Annotated in this window: 21 protein-coding genes; 3 read left to right on the top strand and 18 right to left on the bottom strand. The window is 56.0% G+C overall.

Annotation, left to right across the window (positions count from 1 at the left end; all coding sequences use genetic code 11):
• Window positions 1-11: 11 nt before the first annotated feature.
• From G340_RS0108455 to G340_RS0108430, 6 genes are all read right to left on the bottom strand, one after another.
• Window positions 12-1,745 carry an Rqc2 family fibronectin-binding protein gene (locus G340_RS0108455; protein ID WP_020073216.1) on the bottom strand — a complete coding sequence of 578 codons (1,734 nt, stop codon included), beginning with the start codon at window positions 1,743-1,745 and terminating at the stop codon, window positions 12-14.
• A 12-nt stretch (window positions 1,746-1,757) separates the two neighbouring features.
• Window positions 1,758-2,534 (bottom strand): Nif3-like dinuclear metal center hexameric protein, encoded by a 777-nt coding sequence (locus G340_RS0108450; protein ID WP_020073215.1) that lies wholly within the window; start codon window positions 2,532-2,534, stop codon window positions 1,758-1,760.
• On the bottom strand, window positions 2,531-3,226 hold the full coding sequence (locus G340_RS0108445) for a class I SAM-dependent methyltransferase (protein ID WP_020073214.1): 696 nt from the start codon (window positions 3,224-3,226) through the stop codon (window positions 2,531-2,533). The genes G340_RS0108450 and G340_RS0108445 overlap by 4 nt, the downstream gene beginning before the upstream one ends.
• Window positions 3,227-3,425: 199 nt before the next feature.
• A complete protein-coding gene (locus tag G340_RS0108440; RefSeq protein WP_020073213.1) occupies window positions 3,426-3,629 on the bottom strand; it encodes a DUF1858 domain-containing protein in 204 nt (67 codons plus the stop codon).
• 127 nt (window positions 3,630-3,756) lie between these two features.
• A complete protein-coding gene (locus G340_RS0108435; RefSeq protein WP_009064159.1) occupies window positions 3,757-4,035 on the bottom strand; it encodes a zinc-ribbon domain containing protein in 279 nt (92 codons plus the stop codon).
• Window positions 4,036-4,139: 104 nt separating this feature from the next.
• A complete protein-coding gene (locus G340_RS0108430; protein ID WP_020073212.1) occupies window positions 4,140-4,751 on the bottom strand; it encodes a sigma-70 family RNA polymerase sigma factor in 612 nt (203 codons plus the stop codon).
• A 218-nt stretch (window positions 4,752-4,969) separates the two neighbouring features.
• Between G340_RS0108430 and G340_RS0108425 the strand changes: the two genes are divergently transcribed.
• A complete protein-coding gene (locus tag G340_RS0108425; RefSeq protein WP_027103929.1) occupies window positions 4,970-6,502 on the top strand; it encodes a YifB family Mg chelatase-like AAA ATPase in 1,533 nt (510 codons plus the stop codon).
• A gap of 165 nt (window positions 6,503-6,667) precedes the next feature.
• The gene (locus tag G340_RS0108420) at window positions 6,668-7,231 is read left to right on the top strand and encodes an epoxyqueuosine reductase QueH (protein ID WP_020073210.1); all 564 of its coding nucleotides are present in this window, start codon (window positions 6,668-6,670) and stop codon (window positions 7,229-7,231) included.
• A 278-nt stretch (window positions 7,232-7,509) separates the two neighbouring features.
• Here the strand turns inward: G340_RS0108420 and G340_RS0108415 are convergent, their stop codons facing one another.
• The 4 genes from G340_RS0108415 to G340_RS0108400 all read right to left on the bottom strand — a co-directional run bounded on the left by G340_RS0108415 (window position 7,510) and on the right by G340_RS0108400 (window position 12,515).
• A complete protein-coding gene (locus G340_RS0108415; RefSeq protein ID WP_020073209.1) occupies window positions 7,510-10,398 on the bottom strand; it encodes an SH3 domain-containing protein in 2,889 nt (962 codons plus the stop codon).
• A 271-nt stretch (window positions 10,399-10,669) separates the two neighbouring features.
• Window positions 10,670-11,455, bottom strand: a complete 786-nt coding sequence (locus tag G340_RS0108410; protein WP_020073208.1) for a hypothetical protein — start codon at window positions 11,453-11,455, stop codon at window positions 10,670-10,672.
• On the bottom strand, window positions 11,449-12,147 hold the full coding sequence (locus tag G340_RS0108405) for an ABC transporter ATP-binding protein (RefSeq protein WP_020073207.1): 699 nt from the start codon (window positions 12,145-12,147) through the stop codon (window positions 11,449-11,451). The genes G340_RS0108410 and G340_RS0108405 overlap by 7 nt, the downstream gene beginning before the upstream one ends.
• Window positions 12,147-12,515, bottom strand: coding sequence for a GntR family transcriptional regulator (locus G340_RS0108400; RefSeq protein WP_020073206.1), 369 nt, complete (start codon window positions 12,513-12,515; stop codon window positions 12,147-12,149). The genes G340_RS0108405 and G340_RS0108400 overlap by 1 nt, the downstream gene beginning before the upstream one ends.
• A 571-nt stretch (window positions 12,516-13,086) precedes the next feature.
• Between G340_RS0108400 and G340_RS0108395 the strand changes: the two genes are divergently transcribed.
• Window positions 13,087-13,959, top strand: coding sequence for a DegV family protein (locus G340_RS0108395; protein WP_020073205.1), 873 nt, complete (start codon window positions 13,087-13,089; stop codon window positions 13,957-13,959).
• A 103-nt stretch (window positions 13,960-14,062) separates the two neighbouring features.
• On the opposite strand, the gene brnQ is transcribed toward G340_RS0108395, so the two are convergent.
• The 8 genes from brnQ to nadD form a co-directional block, all read right to left on the bottom strand.
• On the bottom strand, window positions 14,063-15,427 hold the full coding sequence (brnQ, locus tag G340_RS0108390) for a branched-chain amino acid transport system II carrier protein (RefSeq protein WP_027103928.1): 1,365 nt from the start codon (window positions 15,425-15,427) through the stop codon (window positions 14,063-14,065).
• Window positions 15,428-15,522: 95 nt separating this feature from the next.
• On the bottom strand, window positions 15,523-15,990 hold the full coding sequence (locus tag G340_RS0108385) for a hypothetical protein (protein WP_020073203.1): 468 nt from the start codon (window positions 15,988-15,990) through the stop codon (window positions 15,523-15,525).
• 14 nt (window positions 15,991-16,004) lie between these two features.
• Entirely contained in the window at window positions 16,005-16,793 is a 789-nt protein-coding gene (locus G340_RS16635) for an ADP-ribosylglycohydrolase family protein (protein WP_020073202.1), read from the bottom strand.
• A gap of 224 nt (window positions 16,794-17,017) precedes the next feature.
• Window positions 17,018-18,328 carry an APC family permease gene (locus G340_RS0108375; RefSeq protein ID WP_020073201.1) on the bottom strand — a complete coding sequence of 437 codons (1,311 nt, stop codon included), beginning with the start codon at window positions 18,326-18,328 and terminating at the stop codon, window positions 17,018-17,020.
• 374 nt (window positions 18,329-18,702) lie between these two features.
• Window positions 18,703-21,111, bottom strand: a complete 2,409-nt coding sequence (leuS, locus tag G340_RS0108365; RefSeq protein ID WP_020073199.1) for a leucine--tRNA ligase — start codon at window positions 21,109-21,111, stop codon at window positions 18,703-18,705.
• Between the two features lie 12 nt (window positions 21,112-21,123).
• On the bottom strand, window positions 21,124-21,483 hold the full coding sequence (gene rsfS / locus G340_RS0108360; protein ID WP_027103927.1) for a ribosome silencing factor: 360 nt from the start codon (window positions 21,481-21,483) through the stop codon (window positions 21,124-21,126).
• A gap of 37 nt (window positions 21,484-21,520) precedes the next feature.
• Window positions 21,521-22,093 carry a bis(5'-nucleosyl)-tetraphosphatase (symmetrical) YqeK gene (gene yqeK, locus G340_RS0108355; protein ID WP_020073197.1) on the bottom strand — a complete coding sequence of 191 codons (573 nt, stop codon included), beginning with the start codon at window positions 22,091-22,093 and terminating at the stop codon, window positions 21,521-21,523.
• Complete coding sequence (nadD, locus tag G340_RS0108350) at window positions 22,086-22,715, bottom strand: nicotinate-nucleotide adenylyltransferase (RefSeq protein WP_326522357.1); 630 nt, start codon at window positions 22,713-22,715, stop codon at window positions 22,086-22,088. The genes yqeK and nadD overlap by 8 nt, the downstream gene beginning before the upstream one ends.
• Window positions 22,716-22,779: the final 64 nt, after the last annotated feature.

Here is a 22,779-nt window from a genome sequence, read left to right as displayed (position 1 = left end):
GCCGTGGCTTTTTATTCTTCCGGCGTTACATACATTGTGCGGTAGTTTTCGTAGATGACCATGCCCGGCTTCGCCCCCGCCGGCTTGTGCACGTGGCGTACCTGTGTGTAATCCACCGGCACCTGAGAGGAGGATTTCCCCTTGCTGTGCGCGGCCGCAAGACGCGCAGCGTCCAGCAGGGCGCTCTCCGTGGGCGTTCTGCCGTCCGTTACCAGAATGGTGTGCGAACCGGGAATGTTCTTGGTGTGAAACCAGATGTCGTTGTTATTGGCAAGCTTGAGCGTCAAACGGTCGTTCTGCCTGTTGTTTCGGCCCACCAGCACCCGGAACCCGTCGGAAACGGTGAATTCCATCGGCGCGGCAGCCGCCGCCGGGCGCTGCTTGCTCCCCTTGGGCGCTTTGATATAGCCCTGCTCCTGCAGCTCCTGGCGAATCTCGATCAGGTCGCGCTCCGTTTCCGCACGGCTCAGCTCTTCCAGAACCGTGTCGAGATACAAAAGCTCCTGCTGGGCCTGCGCGATCTGCTCCGTCAGCTTTTCCTCAGCCGTACGCGCCTTGCGGTAATCCCTATAATACTTCTGGGCGTTCTGGGAGGGCGTGAGCCGCGGATCCAGCCGGATGCGAAGCTTCGGCAGGGATTCCTCGTAAAAATTCTCCAGCTCCACGCTGGAGAGACCCGGCTCAAGCTGGTACAAATTGGCGTTGAGCAAATCTCCGCAGACGCGCAGATGCTCCCGTTCGGCACACTGTGCCAGCTCGCCGCGCTGGGCGTTGATTTTTCTGCTCAGCCGGTCGGAGATCGTCGTCAGGTGCCGGAGCAAATCCTGCTCCCGAACCCGCATGCGGTCAATGCGGTCGCGCTCCCCGTAAAAAGCGTCCAAAAGCTCCGAAAAGCTCGCATGCTCCCGCACAACGGCAGAGCTGCCGTACTGCTCCGGGCGGAGAAACGAAAAGTCCATCGGCTTTTTATCCGTTCCCAGAACAAGGTGCGGCACACCGGAGCACTCCTCCACCTCCTGCTTGAGACGGCCCAAAAAGAACAGCAGGCGTTCCCTTTGCGCATCGGTCATCCCGTGAACCATTACCTGCTCCCCGTGGCCGACGCGGTGCTGCAGCTCGCGGCAGACAATGGGCGACACCCCCTGCAAAACAGACAGCAGCCCCTTCGAGAGCTCCATCTCCTTTGCTTGGGCCAGCAGCGCATTCAGCACCTGCTGCGGCTGCGTTTCCAGCAGGCACAGCTTTCCCTGCGCCGGCGGCAGCTCGTACCACAGGGCCGGGAGCACCAGCCGCTCCGAGCTCATTTCGTCATCGACCCGCTTGAGCGCATCGACGATCCGCCCTGCTTCGTCTACCAGAATGATATTGCTGTACCGCCCCATGATCTCGGAAACCACGGTCAGGCGCACAAGGTCGCCCAGCTCGTTGACGGCTTCAAAATCCAGAAAGAGCAGGCGTTCCAGCTGCGGCTGGCGGATCTGCACCAGCTTGGCGCCGGAAAGGCGCTTGCGCATCAGCATGCACAGCATGGGCGGCTGCTTTGGGTTTTCCGGTACAAACCGCGTAAAATGAATCCGGGCGCTGTTGGCGCGGGCAGAAATCAAAAGCTTGAACTGCGCCGCTCTGGTACGCAGCAGAAAGACCATCTCTTCCCGATTGGGCTGGTAGATTTTCTCCACCCTGGCCCCCTGCGCCTGCTCCAGCTCCCGCGACAAATGTCTTAAAAAAGCCCCGTCCAAAGCCATTGGGGCACCCCCTTACAGGTACTGTGCGGGATCGCACAATACCTCTGATTTTTGAAAATGCACGGTTGGGAACTGTTCCTGCAGATTTGCCTTGAGCGGCAGAATCACAACGTCCTCCGTGTTGAAATGGCCGGCGTCCACCAGCGTGACGCCGAGCTGCTTTGCCAAAAGCAGCTGATGATGCTTGGTGTCCGCCGTGACAAATGCATCCGCGCCGGCCTGCGCCGCATCCTCCAGAAGATCGGCGCCCGCACCGCCGCACAAGGCGACCGTTCGCACGGGCTTTCCGCCGTCCACATATTTCAGCCCGCCGCAGCCCAGGGCCGTTTTCACATACTGCGCAAATTCCAACGGGGAATCGCCGCGCGGCAGCGTGCCGACGAGGCCTTCCCACAGCCCATTTGCCCCATACGGCTTGAGCCCGCGGATATCGCTGAGACCCAACGCCTCCGCCAGGCAGGTGTTCACGCCGCCCGGCGCGAGATCGAGATTGGTATGGGCGCAGATTGCCCCGATGCCGTGCTGTGCCAGAAGATACGGCACATCCCGCGGGCCCATACGGCGCAGCGGCTGAAAGATGACCGGATGATGGCTGATGATCAGCTCGGCTCCCAGCCGGGCCGCTTCCCCCACCACCTTGGGCGTAATATCGAGCGCCAGCAGCACGGCCGAAACAGGAGCCTGCCGTTCGCCCACGAGAAAACCGGCATTGTCAAAGCTCATCGCCGTTTCAAAGGGAGCGCATACATTCAAAAAATCATAAATATCGCCGGCGGTAACCATTTTCATCTCAAATCCTCCTTTGGAATCAGATGTTCCAGTTGATCTGCCACGCGCAGAAGCCGCCGCGCCTCGACGGGGTCTTTTGCACACAGTCCGTTTCCGCGCACCCGCAGCGCGGCGCTCTGTTTTTGAATATAAGTACGGGCCGCGGCAGTTTCGGGGCGAAGCATCCCGATATAAGGGTACAGCTCCCCCGTGCGCGGCTGCCCGGGTCGCCAGCACACCAGCATTACACTGTACACATGCCCGCGGGACTCCACCGCTTCCTCCCTTAGTACGGCAAACCCGTTTTGCCGCAGATAGTCCCGAAGCTCCGGCGCACAGGTCATCGGCTGCAGAATCAGGCGGCGTTCCTCCTGCCTGACCCACGGCGCGCCGGATAGAATTTTGGCGATCAGCTCGCCGCCCATGCCTGCAATGACAATATCCTCCGCTTCTTCCGGCAGGATTTTCGCAAGGCCGTCCGACAAGCGCACCGAAATGTGCTCCGTTTGGTAGCGTTTCAGATTCTCCTCCGCTTTGGCCAGCGGCCCGGTGCGGACGTCCGCGGCCACCGCCGACCGGATGCGCCCCTGCTTTTCGAGCCAGACGGGCAGATGGGCGTGGTCTGTGCCGATATCGGCCATTCTGGCCCCCGGCCGCACAAAATCCGCGCAGAGCCGCAGCCTTGGGTCCAGCTGAAATAACGGTCTGCTCACACAATTCCTCCCCTATGTTCCGGCCAAGTAAGGCCCTGTACTGTTTTTGCCGCTTTTTACATGCGTCCGATTTCTCCTCCGCCCGCGCCCGCGACAGGAATCGCCGTACGCGTCACATGACGCGTACATACGGGCGGTTTCACCGGATAAAAGAACCGCCCGGGCAAAATAACTGCCGGGCGGCATTTGGCCTGTCTGTTTATTTCGCGCCGAGATGGGCGTTCAGCTTTTCAACAAGCGCGTCGGGGTCTACTCCGTGCACCATGCAGGCTTCCTGAATTGATTCTCCGCGGGAGGCCGGGCAGCCTAGGCAGTGCATGCCCATCTCCAAAAAGAAAGGCGCGGTGGATTCATCTAAATCGAGAATATCGCCGATGACGGTATCCTTCGTAATTTTTGTCATGGGAACTTCCTCCGTTTTTGAATTCTTTTTTATTATAATACCCACAAGTAAAAAAATCAATCCCTGTCCGCATACACAAAAATAACGCCCCCGCGCAGAGCGCAAGGGCGTTAACCGCTCGCTTTTATCAGCCTTCTTCTCTCATCTTCGCAAAGCATTCGCTGCAGTAAACCGGGCGATCCTCACGGGGCTTAAACGGAACCTTCGCTTCTTTTCCGCAGGAAGCGCAGGTGGCCACAAACATTTCACGTTCCGGTTTGGCTGCGTTCTTGCGGGCATCGCGGCAGCTCTTGCAGCGCTGGGGCTCATTTACGAAGCCTTTTGCCGCATAAAACTCCTGCTCGCCGGCAGTAAACACAAATTCCGCGCCGCATTCCTTGCATGTGAGAGTCTTGTCCTCGTACATTTGATTTTACCTCGCTTTGAATTAAAGATATTTGCCCTTAGACGGATTCGCACCGACTCCTTTGATTACCAACGCTCTACGTAAGCTACCCGGGCATAGAGATTCTAAAATGGGTTTTTCAGTTTTTTTCGCACCCGCTGAATCGCATTATCCACCGCCTTCACAGATACAGCCTGCTTGTGCGCGATCTCCTGGTACGTACAGCCATTTAAATATAAAAACAGCACTTCCTGCTCCATTTTAGACAAGCTCTGATTGATGCGGGCCCTGAGCCCCTCGAGGTTTTCTCTGTCAATCAACAATGTTTCCGGATTGGCAATCTGGTCGGACAGAACCGAGGCTGTCCAGCTCTCGTCCTGCTCCGCATCGTAAAAAGAAACGAAATTATGTAAAGGAAGATTTTTCCGGCTGAGTGCCGACCGGCACGCCGTTACCATCTGATGGTAAATGCAAACCCCTGCGTATGTCTTAAAACTGGCGGAACCACTGGCTTTATAGCTGTGCGCCGCGTGAAGCAGCCCCAGCAGACCCTCCTGACACAAGTCCTCGGTCTCGATGGGCGCCCCACGGAAAGCGGAAGCTTTCCCTCGAATCAGCCCCATGTAACGGGCCGTCAGTTCAACAAAGGCGTCTGTGTTCCCCTCGTTCACAAGCTCTGCCACTTGCTGATCGGAAAGTTCCGGCAATAGATCAAACAAAATAAGCACCTCAGACATCAGCGATTCTCTACAAAATTCATTTTACCCGATCCTATTAGTAAAGTCAATAAAAATTACAAAATTTTTTCATATATCCTTGTTAAAATAGTATTACACGCACAAAATATCCTTTTTTATGACAATTATTTTCATTTTTAGCGTGCATTTATTTCCCATTTTATGGAAAAAGCAAAAAAATTTCGGTATAATAAGGAACAGATTTAGGGGGGATTTTATTGGTATCCTTTCTTCACAGCCTTGGGCTACATGGAATGAATGCATTTATGGTAAAGGTGGAGGCCGATCTTTCCAACGGCCTTCCCTCTTTTGAGGTAGTTGGCTTGCCTGACGCCGCGGTGAAGGAATCGCGCGACAGGGTTCGGGCTGCGCTGAAAAACTGCGGATTTACCTACCCGGTATCAAAAATCACGGTAAACCTTGCCCCCGCCGACAAGCGCAAAGAGGGGCCGATTTACGATCTGCCGGTGCTGGCCGCGCTGCTGTATGCCTCCGGCCAGCTGGAGGGAAACATGGAGCACAGCGCCATGGTGGGGGAACTGTCGCTCTCCGGCGAGGTGCGGCCCGTAAAGGGGATTCTGCCCATGGCGCTGGCCGCAAAGCAGGCCGGGATCACCGACTTTTTCGTTCCCGCGGAAAACGCGCCGGAGGGCGCCGTGGTGGAGGGACTCCGGGTTTACCCCGTGGCGGACATCCGTTCTCTGGTGATGCACCTGACAGGGCGGCGCCCGATCTCCCCGTGCGTATCCGATCCGTTTTCCGGCAGAAGCGCTGCCTTGCCCCTGCCTGATTTTTCGGAGGTGCGCGGGCAGGAAGCCGCCAAACGCGCTTTGGAAATCGCGGCCAGCGGGAGCCACAACGTGCTGTTGATCGGCCCGCCCGGCTCGGGGAAAAGCATGCTCGCAAAGCGCGTACCGTCGATTCTGCCGGACATGACTCTGGAGGAAGCCATTACCACCACCCAGATCTATTCCGTGGCCGGCACGCTCCCCGGGGGAAGCACCCTGATGTGGGAACGGCCCTTCCGCGCGCCGCACCACACGATCTCCCCGGCGGGGCTTTCGGGCGGGGGTTCGGTCGTGCGCCCCGGGGAAATCTCGCTTGCGCACAACGGCGTGCTCTTTCTGGATGAGCTGCCTGAATTCCACCGCGACACCATGGAGATTCTGCGCCAGCCGCTGGAGGATGGAACCGTCACCATCTCGCGGGTCAGCGGCAGCGTCACCTACCCCAGCTCGATCATGCTGGTGGCCGCGATGAACCCCTGCCCCTGCGGCTATTTCGGGCACCCCACCAGAGCCTGCGTCTGCTCGCCGGGCGCGGTGGACCGTTACCTTGGCAAAATATCCGGTCCCCTTCTCGATCGCCTGGATCTGCACGTGGAGGTTCCTCCGGTGGAATTTGACGTGCTCTCTTCGAGCGACAAGGCAGAGAGCTCCGCAAAAATCCGGGAAAGGGTCAACGCGGCAAGGGAACGCCAGAACCGGCGCTTTCGCGGAACGGGTATCACCTGCAACGCCCGCATCACCCCGGACTTGCTGCATGAGGTGTGCCGCCTGAGCCCTGGCGCGCAGACGCTGCTCAAAACGGCGTTTGAGCGCATGGGCCTTTCGGCCAGAGCGTTTGACCGGGTGCTGAAAATCTCCCGCACCATTGCGGATCTGGACGACTGCGACACCATTGAGCCGCGCCACGCGGCCGAAGCGGTGCAATACCGTGCGCTGGATCGAAAATACTGGAGCGCGCCCTGAAAAACCCAAAACAAACGCTCGGATTCATTGCCGATCGGAGCGAAAGCGCTATGACAGAAGATTCTGCGCGGGAAACAAGATTGATTCAGCCGCCGTATGGGTGTATAATAGATAGCATCCGGGCACCGGTATGCCCCATATTTTCAGAAAAACCAGGTGACGATCATGAAAACACTCTTGCATATCTGCTGCGCCCCCTGTTCCATCATGTGCATTGAAACCCTGCGCAGCGAAGGCATTGAGCCCGTCGGCTTTTGGTTCAACCCGAACATCCACCCCTATACGGAGTACAGAAGTCGCAGGGATGCGCTGATTCAGCACGCGAAGGACATTGAGATGGAGCTGATACTGGCGGGGGACTATGGCCTGCGCGAGTTTATCCGCAACGTTTCTCCCGATTTTGACCGCCGCTGCGGCTACTGTTATTCCGTGCGGGCCGAGGCCGCCGCAGCCTACGCCGCGGAGCACGGCTTTGACAGCTTTACCTCTACCCTGCTCATCAGCCCTTACCAGAACCACGAGCTGCTGCGGGAGACCATGGAGCGAAGCGCCGAAAAATACGGTGTGGAGTTTCTGTACCGCGATTTCCGCCCCTATTTTCGCGAAGGACAGGAAAAGGCAAGGGAAAAAGGATTGTACATGCAAAAATACTGCGGCTGCGTTTTCAGCGAGGAGGACCGCTACCGTAAAAAACCGAAGAAAAAGAAAGAGGCCGTGCAGACGCTTTGAATCTCAAAGGAGTAACATGAATAAAAAATGATTGGACAGCAATCGGCAGTTTCTTCATCGCTGCAGCTATTGTGATTGCCGGTATCCTGATCGCGGATTCGATTCAGGCTGGTTTTAAATCACTTTGCAGCACAGTAAATCATTCAGCGGAACGATTACGGTAAACCGTATTTTTCATAAACTACGGAAGAATACCGCAATCGCAGCACTTTTCCTTTTTACAATCCTAAAGACAGCCCTGTCGGATTTCTCCGGCAGGGCTGTCTGATTGATTGGATTTATTGCTCGTACGGCTGTGCGGAGACCGGATATGTGTAGCCGTAGGTGTTCCGTTTGTAATTGGCATTGGCGCTGTCCGCCTCTGTATAGTTGCCGAAGGAGAATACCTTGGTTTCTCCCAGACGGCGGTACACAAGGCCCGCGTAAACCTTGCCGCCCGCCTGGTTCCAGCGCAGCCACTCCGTTGCGATCGCGTGGGAGTCGGTATAGCTCAAATCGCGCTGCATGCTCGCCGCGTCGCTGAACCGGATCGCTCCGGAGCGCGCCCAGCCCACGGTTCCATCCGGCGTCTGCACCTGATACCAAACCGATTTTGTGGAAGCATCGACCGAAATTTGCAGCACCTGCAGGAATGTGGAGGCCGCTACTTCCGTCAGCCGCCCGCCCGCCGAACTTGCGGAAGGGAACAGATCAAAATTCAAAGTAGCCGACGCGGAAAGCCCGCCCGCGGGAACCGTTGGGGGAACCACGGAGTTGAGCATAATCTCGCGGATATCAAACGCGCTGGTACCGCTCCAGTAGCCTGCTCCCACATTGTAAGAGAAGCTGACCATCGCGTCGAAGTTCTGCTGATTGGCTTTGATGTTGTTATTTGCGAGGAAGGTATTGACCGCCTGCGTGTAGGAGCCGTTAACGGAATTGAGCAGCTGTGCCCAGGCCTCCGTTTTTGTCTGGTTGTTGTAGAAGAGCGCGCCTGCGCCAAAGGTTTGCCCATAGCCGATGGTCGGGATATTGCCCGCCAGCGTATCGGGATAAACAGCCGCTCTGTAACCCTCCCACTTGCCGATCAGCGCAAGCATTTCGTCACTCACCCGGCGGTTTTCGCGCGTGGAGGAGGTTTTCTCCTGCGTGCTGACGACAAAGCTGCTGGTGGTCACCCCCGTGCTGCTGTAGCCGGAACCCGTGGAGGAATAAACCGCTACCGGGTAGGTGCCCGGGGAAGAGAACGTGACCGCTGTTTTCCAAACGCGGGTGTAGTTCGGAGCCAGATTGCCGTTGGTGGAGGTCTCTGTCGTGTAACTTCCAACATCGAGCGTCTTTTTCGTGCCGTCGTTCATAGAGACCACAAAACGCACGGAAGAACGGGTGTTATCCGTTACCGCCACCAGCTCCACCTGCTGGCCGATTCCGGCCACATTGGGGGTGGTATATGCTGTTTTCACCGGCTCCGCCGCCGTCACGGTTACACGGCAGGTTGCCGTTTTGGAACCCGACTTTGCGGTGATGACCGCGCTGCCGGGCTGATTGCCGTAAATAAATCCATTGTTGACGGTCGCAACGCCGGTGTTGCTTGAGGTCCATGTCACATCGGCACCCGTGGGGGATACCGAAGCTTTCACATAATAGCTTTTTCCCTTTGGAATCGTCCCCGAGGTGTTCGAGAGCGTCAGGCCGGAAATCTGGGTGCCGTCGTTGCCGTACAAATACTCTATGTAGTCGTTGTAAAGGTACCCTGTTTTTCCTTCGGCCGTTCTCACCTTCGTCCAGTCGGGATAGGAAGTGGTGTCCAGAACCGCCACGACCGCGCCGGGCTTCAGCGTTACCAGCACCGAGCAGTTGGTATTCGGCTCACTGCGCAGATTCACGGCGGTTGTGGTTCTGGCCCCCGTGATTTCGGTGCTTCCTCCGCCCGAGCCGCCGGAGCTTGGCACGCTCGCCGTCAAAAAGGCGGAATAGCTGCCGCTGGTAACAGTGATCACCGCGGAACCCGCCGAAACCGCTTTGATCTCATATAAATACCCACGGGGATCATGAGCGTTTTTCAGGGAAACGCTGACGACCGACGGATTGGAGGAGGTGGCTGTCGGGCTGCTGCCGCTTGCAAGCCCCTTTGCCAGAAACTGATACACACCGCCGACGGAGGAAAAGGCATAGCTCGACGTATCCAGCGCAAACGCGCCGGTCTGGCCGCCGGAGCCGCCCGAACCCGGCACGGCAGCGGTCAATTGTGCGGAAGCGCTCCCGCTGCTGACGGTAATCACGGCCGAGCCTGCCGAAACCGCCTTGATTTCATATAAATACCCGCGGGGATCGTTGGCGTTCTTCAAAGAAACGCTGACAGCCGACGGATTGGAGGAAGTGACCGTGGGGCTGCTGCCCTTTGCGATTCCCTTTGCCAAAAACTGATAGACTTTGCCGACGGAGGCAAACTGATAACTTTTCGTATCGAGCGTAATCGCGCCGGTCTGCCCGCCGGAGGAGGAATCCCCGCCGGACGGCCTGCCCGGGTGATTCCCCAGAAGGGAGATGGAACGGGTGGATTCTCCCCAAGCCTTGACTCCCTTTTGCACCGTAATTTTAATGGAGGCATGCACTCCGGCAACCTCCGCCACCACATAGCAAACGCCCTCTCCCCTGGCGGTGACCCGGTATTTGTCCGTTCCCGCCACACGGGTGACGGCGGCGATGCCGGTGCGGGAGGAATACACCTTTACATCGGCCTGCGTCAGGCCCATGCCCTCTACCTTTGCCCGAAAATCATAAATATTTCCCGGGGCCATGGTGTAGCTGCGGGTATCGAGCGTTAACGTGCCGTAGGCGGAAGACGACCCGCCGGCAGGCGCGGAGCTTCCGGCGCCGCCCGAACTGCCGGAAGACGCAACCCGTACATACTGCGAGCTGCAATACCCCTGCGTTCCGTCGGCAAGCTTGATCTTGTACCACCCGGAGCTCCCGGCATCAAGCGTTTCCACCTTGGTTCCTTTCTCGATCGTCTTTACGATCTGGTAGCTGGTTCCCGGCCCGGATCTGATGTTCAGCTTATCTGTTGTAGTAGCCTGCGCGGCCATTACCACCGGCATCATATTGACAAACGCCGCGGTGGTTACCGCAGCGGAAAGTACTGCCGAAAAAAAACGTTTGGTTACAGACGGCCTCATTCGCTTCATTTTCAATCCCTCTCCGATTCAAATTCTTCCTTTTTCAACCATTCATTCCTATGCGCTTTTTCGCGCCCTGCGATTCAACAATCTGAATCATTTTAGACAGACAAATTGTGGCAAAATGCCACTTTCTTCTCGATTATACCGCATGGTTAGCCCTTTCGCAACCAAAACAGAAAAAACTTAAGAATTCTACCAGAATTGACCATCGCGTTTTTCCGGCTGAAAACACAAAAAAATTCCCCTCCCGCGGAGGGGAGGGGAACCGGACTGCGCGTTATTCGAGATTCAGCTTGTTCTTCAGAATATATTTGGTGGCGAAATAGTAGATTGCGCCGAGAACCGCAACCACAATGATCGCTGCCGTAAGAAGCCACTGTGCCTGATCGACCGGATTCATTCCATGCAGGAAATAGAACCAGTTGCTCTTGGCGGCAAGTTCAATAAATAAGGTGAAGGCAATCTGTTCTACCAATCCGATCAGGAAAAATGCCCCCAGAGAGGCGGCAACCCGGTGCTTTTGCACCAGATGCCCGATTGCCATCGCCACGTACAGATTCAAAATTCCAGCCACCAGAGACAGCAATATCAGCACAATGCTCTGGAAGATAATCCAATGCACCGCGAAATCCTGTGCGGCCAGAAAAGTCTGAAACTCCCTCCAGCTCTCAACAAGTGCGCCCATCATGTCGCGGTCGACCGACAGCACGAGTACGGAGAAGAACGAAATCACCGTGCTTGCAATATTCCAAAGCACCGCCGCCAGCAGCTTGCTGAGGATATTGGCATCCACGCTGACTGGCAGGGTAAACATCAGGTAGCCTTCATCCTGCAGAAGATTCTTGTAAAAGCGCTGAATCGTTATCACCAGTGTGATCACAACAATGGCCACAATAATGGTTACATACGCCGTCATGGAAATCGCCATGGGAATTCCCAGATTCTCTGAATTCACGGAAAGGAAAAACTTATTGATGACCGCCGTCAAAAACAGCAGCAAATACAAAGGCAGGTAAATGCGAGCCGTCGACTTGATTTCGTATTTCAGCAAACGCCCTAGCATCGAAACACCTCCCGGAACAATTCATCCACAGACTTATTGTTTTTCTCGCGGATTTCTTCCACCGAGGAAACCAGCGCGATCGATCCCTGATTGATGAAAATAATATCGTCCAGAATCCTCTCCACATCGCTGATCAGGTGGGTAGAAATCATAACGGTCGCGTTCTCGCTGTAATTCGAGATAATCGTGTTCAGAATGTAATCGCGGGCTGCCGGGTCTACGCCGCCGATCGGTTCATCTAGCAGGTACAGCGAGGCGTTGCGGCTCATTACCAGAATCAGCTGAACCTTTTCCTTGGTTCCCTTCGACATGGTCTTCAGTCTGGCGTCGCTTTTAATATCCAGCCGCTGAAACATATCATATGCCTTCGCCTTATCAAAATCCGTGTAAAAATCATCAAAGAAATCCACAAGATTCCGCACCGTCATCCAGTCGTTCAGGTAGGTGCGCTCCGGCAAATACGAAACAATCCTTTTTGTTTCAATCCCCGGGGCATTCCCGTCAACCAAAAGCTCGCCGTTCGTGGGAGTTAAAAGCCCGTTGCACATTTTGATCAGCGTGCTTTTCCCGCTGCCGTTCGGCCCAAGCAGGCCGACAATTCTGCCGCGGTTCACCTCTAAATTCACTCCGGACAGCGCAACCTTACCGGGGAAAACCTTCGTCAGGTTTTTGCACTGTAATATCGGTTCCATTATTTCTTCTCCTCCTCTATCTGTTCAAGCAGTGTGATGGTCTGCCGGAAATCGTAGCCAAGAGAACGCATTTTCTCCATAAATTCCTTGATAATGTTTTGCGCAAGAGAATATTTCATGGTTTTGATAACCTCCTCATCTTCCGTAACAAACCGTCCGCTTGTTCTTTGTGAATATAAAAGCCCCTGATTTTCCAGCTCGGCAAGCGCCCTTTGCATCGTATTGGGGTTTACCGCCGCTTCCGTTGCCATATCGCGCACCGACGGCAGCCGGCTCCCCAGCGGATATATGCCGGAAATAATTCTCAGTTCAATCTGTTCTATCAACTGAAAATAAATGGGTCTATCGGACTTCAGATCCCAGTTCATTCATCTTCACCTCCGTTTGTATGATTGTACTAGTGGATTAATACAATAATACAATGTTGTGTTCTGTTTGTCAAGCGATTCTTTCGGATTTTTTTCAGCGCTACCATAGCAGACAATTTGCAAAAATTGGCAGGCTATGCTATAATAACCTCACGCCGCACACCAAAGCAAAGCTTTGGGCGGCTGAGAGAGCATTGAATCATCGGCTCGGTAATACCGACAGTTTTACGGAATCTATGATTTACTGTACAACGGATGATATAATAACCTCACGCCGCACATTAAAGCAAAGCTTTGGGCGGCTGAGAGAGCATTGAATCATCGGCTCGGTAATACCGACAGTTTTACGGAATCTATGATTTACTGTACAACGGATGATATAATAACCTCACGCCGCACATTAAAGCAAAGCTTTGGGCGGCTGAGAGAGCATTGAATCATCGGCTCGGTGATACCGATGCCCGGAGCCTTTGAATGAGCCCGTTTGGGAATTGAGGATGGAACATCCCAAAATCAGGCAATCTGTTTTTGTGGAAAGAAAGCGAAGAATTGGAAATGAGGGATTTTTTCCATGAATGATTTTGTAATTCTCACGGATTCCTGCTGTGATCTTCCCGGTGACCTTGCGCGTGAATGGGGACTGGAGGTTCTTCCCCTTTCGGTTCATCTGGGGGACCAGGAATATTTAAACGACCTGGATGGGAAAAGCATCAGCTTTCATGATTTTTACGACCAGCTTCGTCAGGAGGCGGTTTGCACCACCTCCGCGGTCAATATGGAGACCTTTCAGGAGAAAATGGAGGCCCTGCTGAAGCAGGGGAAGGATGTGCTGTGCATCCTGTTTTCCTCCGGCCTGAGCAACACATATAACGCGGGGCACCTTGCGGCGCAGGAGCTGATCGCGCAATACCCGGAGCGAAAGCTTTATACCGTAGACAGCCTGTGCGCCTCTTTGGGGCAGGGCCTGCTGATTCAGCATGCGGTGGAGCTGCGAAAGAGCGGCAAAAGCATTGATCAGGTGCGCGACTGGCTCGAAGAAAACAAGCTCAAGCTCTGCCACTGGTTTACCGTAGACGATCTGAACCATCTAAAGAGGGGCGGCCGGGTTTCCTCCGCCACGGCTTTAATCGGCACGGTGCTCGGCATTAAGCCTGTTCTGCACGTGGACGACGAGGGCCACCTGATCAACGTGGGAAAGGCGCGCGGGCGCAAGGCCTCGCTGAACGCTCTGGTTGATCAGATGGAAGAGACCGTGGTCGACCCGGAAAAACAAATGATCTACATCAGCCACGGCGACTGTCTGGAGGATGCCGAATGGGTACGCAACGAGATACTCCGGCGTTTTTCGGTAAAGGGAGTCGTCATCAACTATGTCGGCCCGGTCATCGGCGCCCATTCCGGCCCCGGAACCGTCGCGCTGTTTTTCCTGGGCGTTCATCGCTGATTGTGTAAAAATGAAACATGCGTCTTGATCGGGTTGAAAAACCCAGTCAAGACGCATGTTTTTTGATATTTTTGAGAAGCCGTTTTGCATCAGCTCCAAGCAATCAGGCACTTCGTCCGGCTTTCTTTTGTTTGGTAAGCTGATAGACCACAAAGCCGAGCACAAGGCCCGCCGCAAGCGGGATCACCCAGCCCATCCCCAAAGAGAAGAAGGGCAGCGATTCGCGGTAAACGCCCAAAACCGCCTGCACAGCCGGCTGCGCCGTCACCTGCCGCGGCAGGGCGTTCAGAAAATCGCCCACACCGGCAAACAGTGTAAAAACAGTGGGAATCAGGTACACACAGCGCCGATTGTGAAACAGCGGGCTTAAAATTCCCAGCAGAATCAGCGAAATCGCCAGCGGGTACAGAAACATCAGCACCGGGATCGACAGAGAGATGATCTGCGTCAGGCCGACGTTGGCGACCAAAAGCGAAACCAGCGTAAAGAGAACGGTGTAGGTGCGATAGCTCAAGCGGTTCGGAAACAGCTCACAAAAGGTCTGCGAGCAGGCCGTGATCAGGCCGATCGCCGTTTTCAGGCAGGCCACCGTCACAATCACCGCCAAAAGGACGTTCCCGCTCGTCCCGAGATAGTACCGGGCGATTTGGGCCAGCGCAATGCCGCCGTTTTCAGAAACGGCAAACTGCCCGGCGCTGGAAGCGCCCATATACGCCAGAAAGGCATAGATCATGCCCATCAGCAGCACGCTGACCGCGCCCGAGCGGACGGTAGCCAGCGCGACGCCGCGAGGGCTGCCCACGCCCAGCTCCTTCAGGCTGTTCACCACAATGATTCCAAACGCCAGCGACGCGAGCGCATCCATGGTATTGTAGCCCTCGAGAAAGCCCTTGAAAAACGGGGATGCGGCGTAAGACTCCGCCACCGGAATCTGGGAGACGGCGCCCATCGGCGAAACAACACTCAGAATAATCAAAACTGCGAGCACCGCCAGAAACAGGGGATTCAGAACCTTCCCCACCCAAACCAAAAGCTTGTTGGGGCGCAGCGAAAACGCCAGTGCAGCGGCGAAAAACACCACCGTGAACAGGGCCAGCCCCACCCGCTGCATCGACTGCGGGAGAAAGGGAACAAGGCCGATTTCAAACGACACCGTCGCGGTACGGGGCAGCGCAAAGAACGGGCCGATGGTCATGTACAGCAGGATCGTCATCACGTAGCCGTAAACAGGGTGCACCCGCCCCGCAAGATCAAACAAACCCGAGCTGCCGGAGATTCCCACGGCGATCACGCCGAGAAACGGCAGGCCGATTGCCGTTACCAGAAAACCGACTGCGGCCAGCGGTGTTGACGCACCGGCCATCTGGCCCATATGAACCGGAAAAATCAAATTGCCGGCCCCGAAAAACAGCCCAAACAGCATGGAGCCAACCAGCAGATAGGATGAAAAAGACAGCTTTTTATCCATGTTTCTTTCCTCTTCCCCATTCTCATTCATTTCGTGCGAAAGCGGGGCCGCGGCAATCGCGCGGCCCGCAGCGCAGCTCAAATTCCCCTGGCCTGTTACAGCTTTACTTTATATTCCGCCAGCCATTCCGGCCGGATTTCCTCCAGAATCGCCTGCGGAACCCGATACGCCCAGGGGCTGCGCTGCAGCTTTAAAGATTCAATTGTTCTGTGCAGCTTTTCCCGGGTGATGTTGTCCACCTCTCCCGCGATCAGGTCATAGTAATCTTTGGGTGAGGTAAACTGAACCATATACAAAAAGTCCGCCCATTCGGAATACTCCGTGAGCCAGACGTTTTCCTTCGGCACCTTCAAAATCAGCTTGACGCTGCTGGATGTGCTACCGCCTGTATTCTTCCGGTGGAACCTCAGATTGCCGAAAATCGGGCACTCACAGTGCAGCCCCAGCATATCGATCAGGCAGTCGTACGCCCGCCCGTATTTCTGGCTGGGGTGCGCACGGTAAATTTCGCCGGATTTCAAAATCCGCAGCACTCTCACAGATTGGTAGGTGTAGATAATCACTCACGATCCTCCTTCTATTTTTCTGCGGTTGCCCAGCGGTATAGCAGCTGTTCCCCCTCAGAAACAGCGGGGTCAAACAAATATTCCCTGAGCAGCCGGGCATTGTCAAAGCCGGTATCTTTATAATACGCCTCGGCAATCGCGCCGGTGATGCAGGCCACCGTGTCGGTGTCGCAGGTGACGCTCAGCACGTTGCGAATGCTGCTCTCCCAGGAGTCGCTCTCCAGAAAGCAGCGGATGGCAAGCGGAACCGAGCCCTCGCAGCTCATGTCGAACTTGGAAAAGGGTCGGTACAGCAGCAGGCGGCGATTCAGAGAGTACCCGTAGCGGGCCGTGATCTGCTTTTTGATTTCGCGCTTGGAAAAGCCGTTTCGCGCCAGAAACACACTGACCGCCACCGCCTGCGCCCCAGTGATTCCCTTGGGGTGGTTGTGGCTGCACTCGGCGCTCTTCTTCGCCTCGCGCTCCACCTCTTCGAGAGTTTCAAAATATTCGCCCACAAAGCTCACCCGCATGGCGGAGCCGTTGCCGTAGCTGCGGTAAGGAGCGTGCAGGTGGTCGTAGATCCATTCCTTGAACATCGGCCCATACCCAACGTATGGGTAGCGCTTTCCAAACATGACGTAAGCGTCGCGATAGGGGATTTTATTTAAAATCGCATATTTGGTCGCGACCGTCATCACGGTGTCGTCCGTATAAAAGCAGCTGTTCTCAAACAGAGGGACGGTCTTGTAATTAAACCCTTTCGGCTTGCTGAATTCATAACGGGAGCCGGCAATATCTCCCAGAAGAGCTCCGTCCACAGCACTCCCCCCTATTACAATAAATTTGGACAGGAAAGCCAGGCAGCCAATCTGGCTTTCTTTCCATCTTTCTGAATCAATTCAGTCCAATCCATTCTTTGCGGGTACGGCTTTCTTCCCTTGCCCGCGGCGGAGGAAGAAGCGGGTCACTCTCTAAAACCGACGCTGCCGCGTCAGCTGGCAGACACGGCGCGCACCTGACAGAGATGCGCGCCGCCCTTTGCCTATTGCCGCTTTTTCTTCTTCATCCACTGGTACACCGGCAACCCCAACAGGGTAATCGCAATCCCGATCACGGAACGAGCCGGGGCGTCGACCAGTGTGCTGATCAAAATATAAACGCCGCCCACCGCACCGATGATGGGGGTGACGGGATACAGCGGAACCCGGTATTTCCCCTCCTCCGGGCGATGCCTTTTGCGCAGGATAAACACGCCCAAAACGCCCATGGTAAAGAAAATCCACAGAACAAACACCAGCATGTCGGTGAGAGTATTAAACGTGCCGGAGAAAATATACACAAGCGCCAAAATGCTCTGGAAAATCAGAGCGTTGGCGGGGGTGCGCAGCTTCGGATGAACCGCGCCCAAAATTGCGGAAAACGGGAGCTGCCCTCTTTCACCCATGGCCTGGGGCACGCGCGCAGCCGTCATCAAATAGCCGTTCAGAGCGCCGAATACCGAAACCATGATGCCCGCGGTAATAAAGGCGGCGCCGCCTTCGCCAAACAGAACATTCGCCGCGTCTGCGCCGGGCGTGGCGGAGGCCACGATCTGGCTGAGCGGGAGCGCGCGGAAAACAGCAAGGTTAAACAGCGCGTAGACCACGATGACAAACAACACGCCGACAGAGATGACCTTCGGCAGTGTTTTAGAAGGGTTCTTCAGCTCACCGGCCATATTGGTAACGCCGATCCAGCCGTCGTAGGCCCACAGAGTGCCCAGAATCGCAGCGCCAAAGCCCGCGCCCTGCAGCGCCTCCTGCGCAGAGCCCGCAAAGCCGGGAATACTCGGGGAAAGCAGGCCGACGCCGATGATCGCGACAATCGGGATCAGCTTGCCGACCGTTGCCAGAGTCTGAATAACGCCGCCGCACTTGGTGGACAAAATGTTCATGACCAGAATAAAGATCAGAACGCCCGCAGCCAAAAGCTTTTGCTGCACGCCGCTGATCGGAATAAAATAAGCGGCATAAATCGAAAACGCGATGGCCTGCGCCGCAACGGAGGCCGGGTAGGAAATCACTGTCTGCACCCAGCCCAGCAAAAAGCCGGCCCTTTCGTCGTACAGCTCTTCCAGATACGTATACAATCCGCCGGACTTCGGGATGGCCGACGCGATTTCCGCAACAGACAGCGCGGAAGCCAGCGTGATGATACCGCCCGCGATCCAGGCCGCGATACTCATGGCGGGGCTGCCCGCATTCCCCAGAACAACGCCGGGCTTTAAAAAGATGCCCGAGCCGATGATCATTCCCACAACAATCGCCATTGCTTCCACAACGGTGACCGATTTTTTCAATGTGCTTTTTTCCATAATTGTTCCACAATCCTCACTATGCTCCAAATTTAACTGATGTGGCGCCGCAGGACGCATGGGATCGCCTTCTGCCGCAGCAGCCCCTGTCCTGCGATTCTGTACTATTATACACGCTGCACAAAGAATAGAAAAGGATTTTTTTGAAAAGAATCCTGCGCTGCGGGTGAGACCGGCAAAGCAACAGCAGCACCCCGGCCGCACAAGCGGCCCTGGTGCTGCTGAACAATCTGCAAAAGCAAGCGAACGTGCTTTGGGGTATGTGCCTGCAAACGTGACGCTCCTGCGGGCGCACGCCATCCCTGCGGGTACACGCGGCACAAAAGCGGTTCCCCGCGCCGTGGCTGCGCAGCCCGCCCGGCGGCCCGAGCTCTTTATTTGGCCACAAGATTGACCAGCTTGCCCGGCACGTAGATCTCTTTTACAATCTGCTTGCCGGAAAGCTCCGCGGCAATCTTCGGCTGATCCTTCGCCGCCTGAATCGCCTGCTCCTTGGTATATTCCACGGGAATTTCAATGCGGTCGCGCACCTTACCGCTGACCTGAAGGGCGATTTCCACCATGCTCTCTTTGCATTTTTCCTCGTCGTACTCCGGCCAGCTCTGCTCCGCCACAAGCCCGGTGCCGAGCTTCGCCTGCGCCCACACCTCTTCCGTTACATGGGGGGCAAAGGGATTGAGCAGCAGGGTAAAGACGCGCAGCTCCTCACGGTTGATGGAGCCGGCGTCGGAAATATCGTTGATCAAAGCCATCAGCGACGCGATCGCCGTGTTGAATTTCAGGTTTTCTATATCCTCGCCGACCTTTTTGATCGTCTTGTGGAACGGCCGCTCCAGCGCGGGAGTGATCTGATCTCCCGGCACCAGGCGCTCCGTCAGCGCGTAGTAGCGCTCCAAAAAGCGGCGGCTGCCCTTGATGCTCGCGGTGTTCCACGGGGCGGCCTTTTCAAAGTCGCCGATGAACATTTCATACAGGCGCATGGTGTCCGCGCCGTACTCGTTCACAATTTCATCCGGATTGACGACGTTGCCGCGGGATTTACTCATCTTTTCGCCGTTCTCCCCCAGAATCATGCCATGGCTGGTGCGCTTGGCGTACGGCTCGGGCGTGGGAACCACGCCGATGTCATACAGAAATTTGTGCCAAAAGCGGCTGTACAGCAGGTGAAGCGTGGTGTGCTCCATGCCGCCGTTATACCAATCGACCGGCGACCAGTATTCGAGCGCCTCTTTGCCGGCCAGCGCCTTGTCGTTGTGGGGATCCATATAGCGCAGAAAGTACCAGGAGGAGCCCGCCCACTGGGGCATGGTATCCGTTTCGCGCCTGGCGGGGCCGCCGCAGTGCGGGCAGGTGGTGTTGACCCAGTCTGTCATATGCGCCAGCGGGGATTCGCCGTTGTCGGTCGGCTCGTAGGATTTGACCTCCGGCAGAGTCAGCGGCAGCTCGCTTTCCGGCAGAGCCACAAAGCCGCATTTGTCGCAGTGAACGATCGGGATCGGCTCGCCCCAGTAACGCTGGCGCGAGAACACCCAGTCGCGGAGCTTGAAGTTGACCTTCTGCTCGCCGATGCCCTGCTCCGCCAAATACGCGATGATCTTCTTCTTCGCTTCCTCAACGGTCAGGCCGTTCAGGATGCCGGAATTGACCATCACGCCGGTTTCGCAGTCGGTAAACGCTTCCTGTTCCACGTTGCCGCCCTGTACAACCTCGATGATCGGCAAATTGAACTTTTTCGCGAATTCCCAGTCGCGGGTATCGTGGCCGGGCACCGCCATAATCGCGCCGGTGCCGTAGGACACGAGAACATAATCGGAAATAAAGATCGGAATTTCCTTCCCGGTCAGCGGGTTCGTCGCGGTCACGCCGTCCAGGCGCACACCGGTTTTCTCCTTGGCCACCTCGGTGCGCTCAAAGTCGGACTTTTTGGAAGCCTCCTGCTGGTAAGCGCGGATTTCATCCAGATTGCGCAGGCTGTCAGCCCAGGTTTCGAGGTACGGATGCTCCGGAGAGAGAACCATGTAGGTCGCGCCGTAGAGCGTGTCGGGCCGGGTGGTATAAACGGTCAGCTCTTCCCCGTGGCTGGTCCGAAAGCGAACCTCGGCGCCGGTGGAACGGCCGATCCAGTTTCTCTGCTGCGCCTTGACGCGCTCGGGGTAATCCACCAGATCGAGATCATCCACCAAACGCTGGGCGTACTCGGTGATTTTCAGCATCCACTGGGATTTGACCTTGTGCACAACCTCGCTGCCGCAGCGCTCGCAGACGCCGTTCACCACCTCTTCGTTGGCCAGAACGCATTTGCACGAGGTGCACCAGTTGACGGACATTTCTTTTTTATAGGCAAGCCCGCGCCGGAACATCTGCAAAAAGATCCACTGCGTCCACTTGTAATAGGATGGGTCTGTGGTATTGATTTCGCGGGACCAGTCGAAGGAAAGGCCCAGCGCCTGCAGCTGCTGCCTGAAACGGGCAATATTTTTCTGGGTTACAATCGCCGGATGCACGTGATTTTTGATCGCGAAGTTTTCGGTCGGCAGACCGAACGCATCCCAGCCGATGGGATACAGAACATTATAACCCATCAATCTGCGTCGGCGCGAAACGATATCCAGCGCCGTATAGGAGCGGGGATGCCCGACATGCAGGCCCTGCCCGGAGGGATAAGGAAATTCAATCAGCGCGTAGAATTTCGGCTTGTCCGTAGACGCAGACGCATGAAAAACGCCTGCTTCCTCCCATTTTTTCTGCCACCGTTCTTCAATCGGTTTATGTTCGTATTTCACTGGTGCTCCCCCTCATTCCGCTTCGCTCAAAAAGTTGAGCTCTATATTTTCCGCGTCCTGCCACAGGCGATCCAGATCATAAAACCGGCGTGCTTCTGCGGTAAAAACGTGTATGACGACATGACCGTAATCCAGAAGAATCCAGGAATTGGAACGGTACCCTTCCACATGGTCGGGCATAGTCCCCTCTTCCTTGAGCTGAACCTCTACCGCGTCGGCCAATGCCTTAACGTGTGTATTGCTGGTACCGGTTGCCAGAACGAAATAATCTGCCAATACAGACAGCTCCCTAATTCCAAGCACCTTCAGCTCATTGGCTTTCTTATTGTCTAAAATCACTGCAGCCCTTTGGGCCAGCTCTAATGATGTCATCTGGTAACCACCATTTCTATTGAAATTTTAATGTATTTTATTGATTGCCGCGGGCAAGAACCTCTGCGTTATACGCGTCGAAACTGTCAGGGTGTATCGGCTTTTGATTCTGCGATAAATCCTGAATTGTGAAAATCAACCCGGCCATTACCGCATCCTGCAAACCGTGGCGAGCCGCCTCGCGCAGCTCCCGCACGCCCTCGTAATCCCGTTCGTCCGAAATAAAATCCGCCACGAACACGATCTTTTCCAACAAAGACATATGGGCGCGCCCTGTGGTATGGTACCGCACGGCATCCAGAATCTCCTGATCGTCAATGCCCAGAACATCCCGCAAATAAGCCGCGCCCGCCATGGCGTGCCACAGCTTCGGCGCGGAGCGCTCCACATCTGTGAGCATTATACCAGAATCGTCCATGATTTTCAACTGCTCTTCGGGCGGCGCCTCCTTCATGATGTCGTGAAGGATCCCGGCCAGCCTGGCTTTTTGAGGATCGACCCCATTCAGAGCCGCCAGCTCCTGCGCCGCCTTTGCAACATTCCTGCTGTGCTGAAAGCGCTTTTCGGACAAGCGGCCGCGAACAATTTCTTCATACTGCTTTTCATCCATTGGAAATCCCCCCGTATAAATGATGCGCCGTGATATACGCCTCCACGGCCTTCGGAACCAGCCCGGCAATGGGAAGGCCCCGCGCGATGCGCCCGCGCACCAGCGTGGAGGAAACGGGAAGAAGCGAAAGCTCCTCCACATGCGTTTTTGCGCCAAGGCTCTCGATGCGTTCTGCATAGGCCAAAAGCTCGCCGCGGCCGTTTTCGTCCCGCGGCGCCGCGCACATGCGGGCCAGACGGAACAGCTCCCCGCTCTGGTACCAGTGCTCCAGCGTCAAAAACATATCCGCCCCCATCAAAAGGTACAGCTCTGCGCCCGGGTTTTCCCGGTGCAGCTGCCGCAGGGTGTCTACCGTATAGCTCGGGCCCTGCCGCAGAAGCTCGGCATCCGACACCTCAAGGCCGTACGGCTGCGCCGCCAGACGGCACATCTCGAGCCGATCCTTCGCGTCCGCCAGATCGGCCGCCGCCTTATGGGGCGGCACGCGGGAGGGAATGAGCAGCACGCGGTCGAGCCCCAGACGCTCACGAAAGCCCTGCACCAAATGCAGGTGCCCGTTATGAATCGGGTTGAAGGTTCCGCCGAACATCGCCAGCTTTCTCATGGGCCCTCCCGTTTCCAAATCGAGGCAAACGCACCGGTTTTCTCTCTCCTCCCCGTTCCCGGCGGAAGAAAGAAATTTATTT

The organism is Faecalispora sporosphaeroides DSM 1294, from assembly GCA_000383295.1.
In the GTDB taxonomy this organism is placed as follows: Bacteria; Bacillota; Clostridia; order Oscillospirales; family Acutalibacteraceae; genus Faecalispora; species Faecalispora sporosphaeroides.
The sequence above is the reverse complement of the archived record's forward strand: the minus strand, read 5'-3'. Positions and strand labels throughout refer to the sequence as shown.